Raw genomic sequence first — 13,027 nt, forward strand, 5'->3', positions numbered from 1 at the left:
GATCCGGCGACGGCCGGGAATGCCGCTCGTGGCCGCGAGGTTGAGCCAGACCACGGGAGGGCCGCAGGTCCCTTCGCGGTCGACCCGAGAGGACTCCGGATGAGCTGGGACGCGGTGGATGCGGCGATCGACGCTGCGCTGGCGGAGCGGCGGATCGTCGGCACGGTGGTGCTGATCGCTGAGGACGGGGAGCTCGCGTACCGGCGCGCGGCCGGGCTCGCCGATCGGGAGACCGGCCGGCCGATGACCGAGGAGACCTGGTTCCGCTGGTCGTCGCTGACCAAACCGATCACCGCCGCGACCACGATGGCCCTGGTCGAGCGCGGTGTCCTCGACCTGACCAGCCCGATCACCCGCTGGCTGCCCGACTTCCGGCCGGCGCTCGCCGACGGCACCCGGCCCGAGCTCACCGTCGACCAGCTGCTGTTGCACACGTCGGGCCTGCGGTACGGCTTCGGCGACCCGACCGGCGACTACCCGGCGGCCGGCATCTCCGACGGTCTGGACCGGACCACGCTGACCCTGGCCGACAACCTCGCCCGGATCGCCCGGGTCCCGCTGCTGTTCGAGCCCGGCACGGAGTGGGCCTATTCGGTCGGCTACGACGTCCTCGGGGCCGTGATCGAATCGGCCACCGGCCGGCCGCTGCCGGATGTCGTGGCCGAGTTGATCACCGGCCCGCTGGGGCTGTCGGCCCGGTTCGCCGTCGAGAGCGGCGAACGGCTGGCGACTCCGTACGCGGACGGCGTGCCGGAGCCGGTCCGGCTGCTGGAGGCGAACCCGGTCCCGTTCGGCGACCTGGGCGTGCTCCGGATGTCGCCGGAGCGGATCCTCGACGCGGGCCAGTTCCCGGCCGGCGGTGCCGGAATGGCCGGCCCGGCCGGCGACCTGTTGTCGTTCCTGGAGGCGATCCGGACCGGCGGCGGCCCGATCCTCGCCGCCGAGACGGTGGCCGGGATGCTGCCGTCCCGGATCGCCCGCGAGGTGGCGCCCGGAGTCACCGGCGGGTTCGGCCGCGGCTGGTCGGTGATCATCGACCCGGCCGCGGAGGGCTCGCCGCTGTCGGCCGGCTCGATCAGCTGGGGCGGCGTGTTCGGGCACAGCTGGGCGGTCGACCTCGAACGCGGGATCACGATCGTGAGCTGCACGAACACCGCCCTGGAAGGGATGTGGGGGAGGTTCCCGGCCGAGGTGTTCGCGGCCGCCGTCGCGGGCTGAGCCGGGTCAGGCCAGGGTTCCGACCGGGAACGGTTCGGCCAGGAACTCGCCGAGCGCCAGCCAGAACGCGCCGGTCACCGACGCGCCGTCGCCGACCCGGGTCTCGGTCAGCTGGGTCGACACCGCCGGCGCATGATCACCGGCGACGGCCAGGAAGCGTTCCCGGAACAGGGGTCCCAGCAGCAGCGGGTAGCCGCCGTAGGTGATCCGGTCCGGCCGCACGATGTTGATCACCATCGCGGCGGCCCGGGCGAACCAGCCCGCGGTCTCGGTGATCGCCCGCCGGGCGGCCGGATCGCCGTCGTCGGCGAGCCGGAGCAGGGCGGCACAATAGCGCTCCAGCATGCGGGCGCCCTGCCGCGGGCGCAGGCCGGTCGGCTCGGCGTGCCGGACCAGCGCATCGAACCCGGCCACGGCATCGAGGCAGCCACGGGCGCCACAGGCGCAGGGCGGTCCGTCCGCCTGCATCGGCAGGTGCGAGATGGTCAGCGAGCTGACCCGGGGCAGGGTCGCGCCGCGCCGGACCAGGCCGCCGCCGGCCCCGATGCCGATCTGGATGTGGGCCAGGCTGGTCACCAGCGGGTCGGCGGCGATCTCCTGCCAGTTGCCCAGCGCGGCACAGGTGGAGACGTCCCGCATCGCCACCGGGCCCGGGTCGTAGCCCAGCCGTTCCTTGATCAACTCCGGCAGCGGGACGTCCCGCCAGGGCCGGTACGGCGAACTGGTGATCATCCGGCCGGCGGGGTCGACGCCGGCGCCCACGGCCAGCCCGATCCCGTCCGGTCGCCGGCCGAGGTCGGTGCAGAGCGCCTCGATCTGGCCGGAGATCAACTCGACCGAGCGATCGGCGCCGAGGGTCCGGGGGAGGGCGTGCCGGGATTCGGCCAGCACGGCGCCGCTGAGATCGCGCGCCTGCACCAGCAAGCCGTCCACCCGAACGTCCACCGCGACGAACAGGTGGCGACCGGTGCTGAGGGTGAGATAGGTGGTCGGCCGGCCGCGCCGGCTGCTCGCCTCCGCCGCTGTCTCGGTGAGCAGGCCGGCCGTGATCAACTCGGTGGCGATCCGGCTCACCGCCGGCTTGGTCAGCCGCATCGAGTCGGACAGCGCGGCCCGGGTGAGCCGGCCGTGCTGGGCCACGGCGGCCAGCGCCAGCACGCGATTGTGCTGCCGGATGTGCGCCTGGGAGGCGCCCTGCTCGGTGTCGTCCCGCATCCGTCCTCCCTCCATGATCAGCGGCCGAATGTGATCAGATCGTGCCTCCACCTTGACGGGAGCAGCAAACCGGCTTAATTATGTACCGCAGGTACATAAATCGTGCGGGACCGACCGAGGAGGATCGCTCGCCGATGAACGACTCACATTCCGATGCCGCCCGCTGGCCGCGGCGGACCGTGCTGACGACCGGTCTGGCCGGTGCCGCGGCGACCGTGCTGCCAGGGTGCAGCCCGGGCTCGGCGTCGCGCGGGACGACCGGCGGCCAGGAACTCTCCGTGCTGCTGCTCGGTCCGAGCGATCAGACCGTACGGTTCTTCACCGAGACGGTGATCCCGCGCTTCGCCGACGACACCGGGATCACGGTGTCGCTGCAGCAGTCCGACTGGGGTTCCGGCTTCCAGAAGGTGCTCACGGCCGCGGCGAGCGGAACCCTGACGGACCTGCTGATGCTGGGCGGCATCTGGACCGCGCCGCTGGCCGCGAAGCAGGCCCTGCTGCCGCTGGACGAACTGCTCGGCGACTACGGCGACCTGGACGCGTTCTATCCGGCGATGCTCGAGGACTGCCGCTACGACGGGAAGACGTACGGCCTGCCGCTCTACTCCGACACCCGGACCGCGCTGTATCGCAAGAGCCATCTCGAGCAGGCCGGGCTCGACCCGGACCGGCTGCCGAAGAGCTGGGACGACTACGCCGAGGCGGCTCGCCGGCTGGGCGCCGACGGCCCGGCGGACTTCCCGGTCGATTGGAGTCAGGACAAGTCGGTCGGCCTGCAGCAGACGTTCGCCCAGTTGTTCCTGCAGGCGGGCGGGAGCTACTACGACGACGCCGGGCGGGCGACCTTCGCCTCCGATGCCGGCGTCCGGGCGCTCGAGTTCATGATCAGCTTCTACGCCGACAAGCTCGCCAGTCCCGACCTGGTCAACACCGGCAGCGGTGCCTCGCCGTTCACCCGCGGCCGGTCGTCGATGATCTTCTCCGGCCTCTCCGCGATCAAGAACGCACGGGACAATCTGGCCGAGGCGGTCGACGACATCGTGGTCGGCACCCCGCTGAGCGCGGATCCGTCCGGCCGTCCGGTCACCTCGGCCTGGATCAACAAGATCGGGATCTCGGCCAAGACCAAGAACCGCGACGGTGCCTGGCGGCTGCTGCAGTTCCTGGTCTCCGCCGACATCGCGGTCACCTTCGACGAGCAGTACGGCGGCCTGCCGGCCCGGACCGACCTCGCCGAGGCCGGTTATCTGAAGGACCTCAGCCCGAACCTGGTCCGGGCCGCCGAGTCCATCGTGCCGCAGCCGCCGCACCCGAACATGCTCACCATCGCGCCGCAGATCACCACCCACCTGCAGCAGGCGATCCGGCTGTCCGGCACTCCGAAGGAGATCCTGACCGCCCTGGACGCCAAGCTCAACGAGATCAATGGCGTCTGAAGCGGCCCGGGCCTCGACCCGGCACCGGCAGCGCGCCTTCGGCATCGTCCTGTCCGCGCCGGCGCTGCTCCTGGTGCTCGGGTTCTCGGTGGTGCCGCTGATCGCCGCGGTCGGGCTGAGCCTGACCAGCTTCGACCTGTTCTCGTCGCCGCGGTTCATCGGCCTGCGCAACTATCAACAGTTGCTGGCCGATCCGGTGTTCTGGACCGCGACCGGCAACACGTTGATCTTCGCGGTCGGCCAGGTGTCGGTCGGCATCGTCGTGGTGATCTTCGTCGCCGTACTGTTCAACCAGGCGCTGCGCGGCGGCGCGATCATGCGGACGATCGTCTATCTGCCGCAGGCTGCTTCGTACGTGGTCGTGGCGCTGGTCTGGAACCTGCTGCTGGACCCGTTCGCGGGACCGCTAAGCCGGCTGGTGCAGCAGTTCACCGGGGAGATCCTGCCGGTTCTCACCGATTCCGGCCGGGCGCTGCCCGCGATCGTCGTGATGAGTCTGTGGCGCAACCTCGGCTACTTCATGATCATCGTGCTGGCCGCGCTGCAGGCGGTGCCGAACGAGCTGCTCGAGGCGGCCCGGGTGGACGGCGCGGGTGCCGTGAGCCGGTTCCGCTGGGTGACCCTGCCGGAGATCATCCCGGCCGTGATCTTCGTCGCGATCACCTGGTTCCTCGGCGCGCTGCAGATGTTCACCCAGTCCTACGTGATGACCCAGGGCGGTCCCGTGAACGCGACCCGGACGATCGTCTACATCATGTACGACCAGGCCTTCGCCGCACTGAACTTCGGCAAGGCGTCGGCGATCGCGGTGCTGCTGTTCGGTGCCGTGGTCGTGGTGTCGGTCGCGCTGCGGCTGGTCGGTCGGCGGGTGGCGGTATGAGAGCGCGTCCCGGATCGGCCCGCCGCGGCGGCGCCCGCGCCGTCTGGCACCTGCTGGCGATCGCCCTCGCCGCGGGCTACGTGCTGCCGATGGGCTACGTCCTGCTCGCCGCCCTGACGCCGGACGGCGAGGAGATCGGCGGCTGGCCCAGCCGGCTGGCCTTCGAAAATGTCGTGGCCGGGCTGGGCGGTGGCTCGTTCGGTGTGCTCGCCCTGAACAGCCTGCTGATCGCGGTCGTCTCGGTGATCGCCCAGGTGGTGCTGGCCGCGACCGCCGGCTACGCGCTGGCCCGGCTGCCGCTGCCCGGCAGCCGGTGGTGGCTGCTGCTGTTGATCGCCCTGATCGTGGTGCCACCGGAGATCGTCATGGTGCCGCTGTTCCTGATCATGGCCCGGTTCCCGCTGGCCGGCGGCAACGACCTGCTCGGGCTCGGTGGGCAGGGACTGATCGACACCATGGCGGGCCTGATCGTGCCGCATCTGATCAGTGCGCTGGCGATCTTCCTGATGCGCCAGTTCTACCGTGGGCTGCCGGACGAACTCGGTGACGCGGCGCGGGTCGACGGGGCGGGCGAGTTCACCGTGTTCGCCCGGATCTACACGCCCTTGGTGCTGCCCGCGGTCGCCGTCGTCGCCGTGTTCGCGTTCCAGTCCGCCTGGAACGACTTCCTCTGGCCGCTGGTGATGACCCGCAGCCCCGAGCGCCGTACCCTCCAACTCGGGCTGACCACCTTCTTCCAGGAGAATTCGACCCAGTGGAACCGGCTGATGGCCGTCGTCCTGGTGATCAGCATCCCGGTGGTCGCGCTGTTCCTCTACCTGCAACGATTCTTCCGATCCGACGTGATGTCAGGAGCTCTGAAGTGACGCCGAACCTGATCGTGATCTTGGTCGACGACCTCGGCTGGACCGATCTCAGCTGCTACGGGTCGGACTTCTACGAGACGCCGCACCTGGACGCGCTGGCGGCCGGCGGCGCCCGGTTCACCCAGGCCTACGCGGCCGCACCGGTCTGCTCGCCCAGCCGGGCCGCGCTGATGACCGGCAAGTGGCCGGCGAGGGTCGGCGTGACCAACTTCATCGGCGGCCACGCGGTGGGCCGGCTGGCCGACGTGCCGTACTTCCATGCTCTGCCGCGCAACGAGCACTCGCTGGCCCGGGCCCTGGCCGACGGCGGGTACGCGACCTGGCACGTCGGCAAGTGGCACCTGGGGGACCGGCTGACCTCGCCCGAGGTGCACGGCTTCGACGTCAACGTCGCCGGTTGCGGCCTGGGCCACCCGCCGAGCTACTTCAGCCCGTACGGGATCCCGACCCTTTCCGACGGCCCGGACGGTGAGTACCTGACCGGCCGGCTCACCGACGAGGCGGTCCGGCTGATCGACGAGCATGATCATCGTCGGCCGTTCTTCCTGAACCTGTGGCACTACACCGTGCACACGCCGATCCAGGCGCCGCAGCCGTTGATCGACAAGTACCAGGCCAAGGCCGACCGGCTCGGCCTGGACACCGAGCCGATCGTCGAGGGCGAACCAATGCCGGCCTGGCACCTGGACGGCGTCCGGGTCCGCCGCCGGACCCGGCACTCCCACCCCGGCTACGCCGCGATGATCGAGACGCTGGACGACAGCGTCGGCGCGATCGTCGCGGCGCTGCGCCGGACCGGCCAGCTGGACCGGACCGTGATCGTCTTCACCTCCGACAACGGCGGGCTCGCCACCGCCGAGGGCTCGCCGACCTGCAACGCGCCGCTGGCCGAGGGCAAGGGCTGGATGGAGGACGGCGGGTTGCGGGTGCCGTTGATCATCAGCGGGCCCGGCATCGAGCCGCTGGAGACCGATGCGCTGACCAGCACGCCGGACCTCTACCCGACGCTGCTCGGGCTGGCCGGCGTCGAGCCGCCGGACTGGTACCCGCGGGACGGGGTCGACGTGGCTCCGGCCGCGGCCGGCGAACCGTTCGACCGGGGGCCGCTGTTCTGGCACTACCCGCACTACTCCAACCAGGGCGGTACGCCCGGTGCGGCGGTTCGCCAGGGCCGGTGGAAGCTGATCCGCTGGTTCGAGGACGGCCGGCAGGCCCTCTACGACCTGGCCGCCGACGTCGGCGAGCAGGACGACCGTTCGGCCGCTGAGCCCGAGCTGGTCGGCCGACTCGCCGGCCGGCTGGACGCCTGGCTGTCCGAGGTCGGGGCGCTGGTCCCGGCGGCCAACCCGGCGGTTTCGTCTCCTCGGCTCCGCCTTTGACACAATGGCGGCATGTCGCAAACCGAGGGTCCGGTCGTCACGCCGGCCGGAGGGACCGCGATCGCCGAGCGTCCGGTCGAGGACGCTGTTCAGGACACTCCCTGGGTGACGATCGTCTGGGACGATCCGGTCAACCTGATGTCGTACGTCACCCATGTCTTCGTCACGTACTTCCACTATCCGAAGGCCAAGGCCGAGCGGTTGATGCTGCAGGTGCACAACGACGGCAAGGCGATCGTGGCCAGCGGGACCAGGGAGGCGATGGAGCGCGACGTCAAGGCGATGCACGAGTACGGGCTCTGGGCGACGCTCGACCGCGCGGAACAGTAAGGAACTGGGTACCACTTTGCAGAGGTTCAAGCGCAAGGGCGGGACGATCGTCACGACCCTGACCGCCGACGAGGTCGATCTGCTGGCTTCGCTGGTCGGACAGCTGGTCGAGATGGTGTCCGAGGGGGAGCCGGCGCAGTACTCGGGTCCGGCGGACGATTCGTTCGCCCAGTGGGCCCGGGAGCTGGAGCAGCCCGAGGAGACGAGCGAGCCGGAGGATCCGGTCCTGAAACGGCTGTTCCCGAACGCCTACCCGACCGATGCGGACGCCGCCTCCGACTTCCGCCGGTTCACCGAACGCGACCTGCGGACGACCAAGGTGGCCGAGGCCACCGCGGTGCTGCGCCGGCTCGGCGAGACGGACCGCGGTCGCAACCCGCTCCGGATCCCGGCCGAGGAGACCGACGCCTGGCTGCGCACCCTGACCAGCGTCCGGCTCGCGGTGGCCACCCGGCTCGGCGTCACCGACGCCGCGGGCGCGGAGGAGATCGCCTCGATCCCGCCGCACGATCCGCGGGCCTTCATGGCCAGCGTGTACGAGTGGCTGGGCTTCGCCCAGGAGACGATGATCATGGCCCTGGACCGGTGACGGGTTGACGACCACCGATTCCGGTCCGCCGACCAGCTGGCGCGACCTGGCGCCCTGGCAGGGCAAGGCGACCCGGCTGGACAAGGCGCTGCTGATCGCGATCATCGCCCTGATCGGGTACGGGTTCGCGATGATGCCGCTGAAGCCCTTCCTGATCGCGTCCCACCCGGTGCTGCTGGAGTTCATGACCGGCGGGTACGCCTCCATCGGCGCGGCCGCCGCCTTCGCCCGGATCGGCGAGTTCCCGCTCTGGCAGGTGATCTTCGCCGGCGTGGTCGGCATGATCAAGTTCGACTGGCTGTTCTGGTGGACCGGGCGGCAGTGGGGCCGCGGCATCATCAAGTTGTTCGCCAACGGGGAGCGGGCGAAGCGGCTGGCCGGCCGGGCGCACGACCTCAATCCCTGGCTGGTCCGGTCCGCGGTGGTGCTCGCGATGCTGCCGGGCATCCCGTCGGCGCTGGTCTTCGCGATCGCCGGCTGGACCGGGATGCGGCTGCTGACGTTCCTGCTGCTGGACGCGCTCGGCGCGCTGTTGATCACCAGCCTGGTGGCCGGCCTCGGCTTCCAGCTCGGCCAGTGGGCGGTCGACATCGTGCTCACCGTCGACAAGTACGCGCTCTGGGTCAGCCTGGCCGTGATCATCGGCATCTCGATCATCACCGGGGTCAAGCAGAGCCGCCGGCAGGCGAAGTCTCAGGATGCGGGCGTGGTGCCGGAGCCCGCGCCGGACGACCTAGGCTCCACGTCTGTGCTGACGATTCGCCGTGACCTGGTCGATGACATCATCGCGCATGCCAAGCAAGATCATCCGGACGAGGCCTGTGGCGTGATCACGGGGCCGGAGGGTTCCGACGACCCGGTCCGGCTGGTGCGGATGACCAACGCCGCCCGGTCGCCGACGTTCTTCGAGTTCGATTCGACCGAGCACAAGCAGCTGGCCAACGAGCTGTTCGAGCAGGACCACGAGATCGTCGTGGTCTACCACTCGCACACGGCGACCGAGGCCTACCCGTCGCGGACCGACATCTCGCTGGCCGCGGAGCCGCAGGCGCACTATCTGCTGGTGTCGACGGCGGAGAGCGGCAACGGCGACGGCCCGGTGGAGGTGCGTTCGTACCGGATCCTGGACGGTGTCGTCACCGAAGAGGAGATCGCGTTCCGGGAATAGCCCGGCCCGGCGAGGGTGTTGCTGACGAAGTGGGACCCGCACCGGCGGGCGAGCGAAGGAGAAGGTGAATGGCCGTCGAGATCAGGATTCCGACCATTCTGCGGACGTACACGGACGGGCAGAAGCAGGTGCAGGGCACCGGTGACACCGTCGAGCGGGTGATCGACGACCTGGAGAGCCGGCATCCCGGACTCAAGGACCGGCTGGTGGAGGAGCAGGGCATCCGCCGCTTCGTCAACCTCTACGTGAACGACGAGGACGTCCGGTTCACCGGTGGGCTCGGTTCGCCGGTCGCCGACGGTGACGTGATCGTCGTCCTGCCGGCCGTCGCCGGGGGCTGACCGCCCGATGACCCGGTACGAGTCGCTGGCGGCCTCGGTCGGCAACACGCCCCTGGTCGGACTGCCCCGGCTGTCGCCGGGGGAGGGGGTCCGGCTCTGGGCCAAGCTCGAGGACCGCAACCCGACCGGATCGATCAAGGATCGGGCCGCGCTGTCGATGATCGAGGCGGCGGAGTCGGACGGCACGCTGCGGCCGGGCTGCACGATCTTGGAGCCGACCAGCGGCAACACCGGGATCGCGCTGGCCATGGCGGCCAAGATCAAGGGCTACCGGCTGGTCTGCGTGATGCCGGAGAACACCTCCGCCGAACGGAAGCAGTTGCTCGCCATGTGGGGCGCGGAGATCGTGTCCTCGCCCGCGGCCGGCGGCTCCAACCAGGCGGTCACCGTGGCCAAGAAGCTCGCCGCGGAGCATCCGGACTGGGTGATGCTCTACCAGTACGGCAACCAGGCCAACGCCGACGCGCACTACTCCGGCACCGCGCCCGAGATCGCCGCCGACCTGCCCGAGGTGACCCACATCGTCGCCGGGCTGGGCACCACCGGCACCCTGATGGGCATCGGCCGCTACTTCGCCGAGCACCGTCCCTCGGTCAAGATCATCGCCGCCGAGCCGCGTTACGGCGAACTCGTCTACGGCCTGCGCAACCTCGACGAGGGCTTCGTCCCGGAGCTGTACGAGGAGAAGTACGTCACCGGCCGGTTCTCGGTCGGTTCCCGGGACGCCATCCGCCGGGTCCGGCAACTGCTGGAGACCGAGGGCATCTTCGCCGGGCTGTCCACCGGCGCCGTGCTGCATGCCGCGCTGGCCCAGGCGGCCCGCTCCCTGAAGGCCGGCGAGACCGCCGACATCGTGGTGATCATCGCCGACGGCGGCTGGAAGTACCTGTCCACCGGCGCCTACGACACCGACCTGGACACCGCCGAGGAACTGCTGGACGGCCAGGTCTGGGCCTGATCCCAACCGACGTGCCCTGAGCCTGCCGCCTCCGGCAAACTCTCGGTAAACGCTTGCCGATCATGAACCGGCGGTGCTAGGTTGAGCCGGGCTTCGAGGTGAAGCACGGCACAGTGGCCGCATCCCGGGAGTGATCAACATGCCTCCGTTCAACCGTCGACAGTTCCTGGCCGTCGGGGCCGCCGGTACGGCCGGTGCCGCCCTCGTGGGTGGGACCGCGCACGCTGCCGGGGAAGGGATCACGGTTCGCGTCGGCGATGCCGTGGGCGGCGGGATGCCGCTGGTCGGCTTCAACACCGGGCACTTCATGCCGGACGGCAACACGGCCGCCTGGATCGAGTACGCGGCCGTGAATGCGGTCCGGTTCTTCGCCACGCTGTCCATCTGGTGCCCGGACGCGGCGTTCGACGCGGGTGCCGGCATCGAGACGGTCGACGACTTCGACGCCCGGAAAGCCGAGCTGCGCAAGGATTCCGACCGCTACATCGACTGGCGGGCGCTGCGCCGGGTCTGGTCCACCCACATCTACGAGACGACCAACCACTACAACCTCGACTACCAGGTCGACCGGCTGCACCGGCTGGGGATCACGCCGATCATGGAGGCCGCCGAGTTCCGCTGGAACTCGCCCTGGTCCGGCCTCTGGCTGATGTGGCAGAAGCACTACGCGTTCACCCACCACCTGGCGTCGCGGTGGGATGTCGAACGCTACAACTTCGTCAACGAACCCGATCATCCGAGCGCGGCCCACGACATCGTCGACCAGACCGTCTACATCCGCGGGCTGCAGATCGCCGCGGACGCGATCAGGGCGGCGATCGCGGACGTCAACGCCGAGCAGGGCAAGAAGCTGCGGGCGATCGTGCAGGCACCGGTGATCACCCATGCCTCGCAGACCGGCGCCGACTATCACATGGACGCCGACCCGGATGCCGACGCGCGCGACGACGAGCACGGCTGGGGCGAGATCTGTCTGCGCAACCTGCGCACCGACTATCACGGCGACACCGTTGATCATGATCTGTTCGACGTGTTCGACACCCACCTGTACAACAAGACCGCCCAGACGTATGCGTACGAGCTCCGGATGATGGAGTCGAAGATGCGCGAGTACACGCCGACCGGGGTGGCGTTGCCGGTCGTCTACTCGGAGTTCAACCGTCGCAACACCGGGGCGTTCGAGACCAGCGGCGACGATCTGAACACCCCGTTGGTCTTCAGCGAACTGGCCGAGATCTGGGGTGCGACGCTGACCGGCGGCGCCGAGGGAATGATCTGCTTCAAGTTCGACAACACGATGCGGGCCAACGGGATCCCTTACGGGACAGGGCATTACTACGTCGAGAACACGGGCGACTACAACATCCGCGGCGCGAAGAAGGCGGCCGAGTCGAACCGGATGTTCGCCGACCGTTTCGCGGCCCGGGACGAGCGCGTCGTGCTGGCGGCGAACGTCAGCTCCGCCGGACCGACGGTGATGCCGGGCGCGATCGTCGCGTCCCACGACCGGGACCTCGGTCGCTGTTCGGTGTGGCTGCCGCACCGCTCGTCCGAGGTCGCCCACCCGCTGACCCTCGACCTGACCGGCACCCCGTTCCGGGCCGCCGGCGCGACGATGATCGTTCGCGAGGTCAGTGCCGACCACAGCGGAGACGTGATCATGGTGGACGCCGTGCCGGAGTCCGGCGTGATCACGGTGTCCCAGCCGGCCGGCTGCGTCTGGCTGATCACCCTGCTGGAACGCCGATCCGAGCCGCGGCAGCACCGGCCGCTCGCTGCCGTCGGTCTGACTCCCGACGGCACGGCAGACAACCTGCCCGTCGGTCGCGGCGCGGGGCCGGCCGTCAGCTATCTCGCCTTCGACGTGCCCGACGACGGCGGGCGGTCCGCGATCCTCGAGCTCGACGGCGCCGCCGGCGACGGCTCGCCGCTGACCTTCCAGGTCTACGCGCTGGCCCGGACCGACTGGGCGGATGACACCCTGACCTGGGACTCGGCGCCGTGCTTCGATCCCGTCGAGGTCAGGGCGGACTCGGTCGGCCGGGAGGCATTCCCGGCCGGGCAGCTGACCGCGCCGGCCGCGGCCGGTGTCGCCAGGCTCGACGTGACCCGGGTGCTCGGCAAGGCCCGGCAGGGCCGGCTCGGCTTCCTGCTGGTCCGGGAGCAGGCCCATGCCGGGGACACGGCCGACGACGGTCGCCGGGCCGGCTTCAGCGGGGCCCGCCTCACGCTCTGGGCCTGACGCGAGCCTCGCGCCGCTAGGCTCCCCGGGGTGACCGAATTCCCTGTCTACAAACCGGGCCAGAGTTCCGAGGCGACTCCCGAGAACATGTTCTATGTGCTGGTGGAGTTCTCGAACCATGGCGAGGCGAAGCCGCCGACCTTGATCGAGTACGGCGTCGAGCAGGCCTTCCCGACGCTGGAGCAGGCCACCCAGGAGGCGCGCCGGGTCGCGTTCGAGTTCGAGCCGCCGGACCCGTTCTCGCCGGCCGGCCGGCAGGTGTTCCAGACCAATGAGCGGGAGTTCGTGACGATCATCCAGGGTGCCTGGACGACGTTCCACTTCTTCACCCGGGTGGGCCAGTACCTCGGCGGTTCATGATCACCACGGCCCCTCGTCCTTGACATGGAACGGGGCCGCGATCAC

Annotated in this window: 13 protein-coding genes; 12 read left to right on the top strand and 1 reads right to left on the bottom strand. The window is 70.2% G+C overall.

Going from position 1 to position 13,027, the window contains the following annotated elements; all coding sequences use genetic code 11:
* Positions 1-99 precede the first annotated feature (99 nt).
* On the top strand, positions 100-1,218 hold the full coding sequence (locus ACFQU4_RS08790) for a serine hydrolase domain-containing protein (RefSeq protein ID WP_377489720.1): 1,119 nt from the start codon (positions 100-102) through the stop codon (positions 1,216-1,218).
* 6 nt (positions 1,219-1,224) lie between these two features.
* Here the strand turns inward: ACFQU4_RS08790 and ACFQU4_RS08795 are convergent, their stop codons facing one another.
* Complete coding sequence (locus tag ACFQU4_RS08795) at positions 1,225-2,433, bottom strand: ROK family transcriptional regulator (RefSeq protein WP_377489723.1); 1,209 nt, start codon at positions 2,431-2,433, stop codon at positions 1,225-1,227.
* 134 nt (positions 2,434-2,567) lie between these two features.
* Between ACFQU4_RS08795 and ACFQU4_RS08800 the strand changes: the two genes are divergently transcribed.
* From ACFQU4_RS08800 to ACFQU4_RS08850, 11 genes are all read left to right on the top strand, one after another.
* Positions 2,568-3,869, top strand: a complete 1,302-nt coding sequence (locus ACFQU4_RS08800; protein WP_377489726.1) for an ABC transporter substrate-binding protein — start codon at positions 2,568-2,570, stop codon at positions 3,867-3,869.
* Positions 3,859-4,749: a carbohydrate ABC transporter permease gene (locus ACFQU4_RS08805; protein WP_377489729.1), complete on the top strand. Its 891-nt coding sequence runs from the start codon at positions 3,859-3,861 to the stop codon at positions 4,747-4,749. The genes ACFQU4_RS08800 and ACFQU4_RS08805 overlap by 11 nt, the downstream gene beginning before the upstream one ends.
* The gene (locus tag ACFQU4_RS08810; protein WP_377489731.1) at positions 4,746-5,615 is read left to right on the top strand and encodes a carbohydrate ABC transporter permease; all 870 of its coding nucleotides are present in this window, start codon (positions 4,746-4,748) and stop codon (positions 5,613-5,615) included. Before ACFQU4_RS08805 ends, ACFQU4_RS08810 begins: the two co-directional genes overlap by 4 nt.
* Positions 5,612-6,994 (top strand): sulfatase, encoded by a 1,383-nt coding sequence (locus tag ACFQU4_RS08815; RefSeq protein ID WP_377489734.1) that lies wholly within the window; start codon positions 5,612-5,614, stop codon positions 6,992-6,994. Before ACFQU4_RS08810 ends, ACFQU4_RS08815 begins: the two co-directional genes overlap by 4 nt.
* A 12-nt stretch (positions 6,995-7,006) precedes the next feature.
* Positions 7,007-7,324 carry an ATP-dependent Clp protease adapter ClpS gene (gene clpS, locus ACFQU4_RS08820; protein WP_377489737.1) on the top strand — a complete coding sequence of 106 codons (318 nt, stop codon included), beginning with the start codon at positions 7,007-7,009 and terminating at the stop codon, positions 7,322-7,324.
* Positions 7,325-7,340: 16 nt separating this feature from the next.
* Positions 7,341-7,913, top strand: a complete 573-nt coding sequence (locus ACFQU4_RS08825) for a DUF2017 domain-containing protein (protein ID WP_377489740.1) — start codon at positions 7,341-7,343, stop codon at positions 7,911-7,913.
* Positions 7,914-7,917: 4 nt separating this feature from the next.
* Positions 7,918-9,081, top strand: coding sequence for a Mov34/MPN/PAD-1 family protein (locus ACFQU4_RS08830; RefSeq protein ID WP_377489743.1), 1,164 nt, complete (start codon positions 7,918-7,920; stop codon positions 9,079-9,081).
* A gap of 68 nt (positions 9,082-9,149) precedes the next feature.
* Complete coding sequence (locus ACFQU4_RS08835) at positions 9,150-9,422, top strand: MoaD family protein (RefSeq protein ID WP_377489746.1); 273 nt, start codon at positions 9,150-9,152, stop codon at positions 9,420-9,422.
* A gap of 7 nt (positions 9,423-9,429) precedes the next feature.
* Positions 9,430-10,380 carry a PLP-dependent cysteine synthase family protein gene (locus ACFQU4_RS08840; protein WP_377489749.1) on the top strand — a complete coding sequence of 317 codons (951 nt, stop codon included), beginning with the start codon at positions 9,430-9,432 and terminating at the stop codon, positions 10,378-10,380.
* Positions 10,381-10,519: 139 nt separating this feature from the next.
* A complete protein-coding gene (locus ACFQU4_RS08845) occupies positions 10,520-12,622 on the top strand; it encodes a hypothetical protein (protein ID WP_377489752.1) in 2,103 nt (700 codons plus the stop codon).
* 30 nt (positions 12,623-12,652) lie between these two features.
* On the top strand, positions 12,653-12,982 hold the full coding sequence (locus tag ACFQU4_RS08850; RefSeq protein ID WP_377489755.1) for a hypothetical protein: 330 nt from the start codon (positions 12,653-12,655) through the stop codon (positions 12,980-12,982).
* Positions 12,983-13,027 lie beyond the last annotated feature (45 nt).

Source organism: Microlunatus sp. GCM10028923 (assembly GCF_042666975.1).
GTDB lineage: Bacteria > Actinomycetota > Actinomycetes > Propionibacteriales > Propionibacteriaceae > Microlunatus.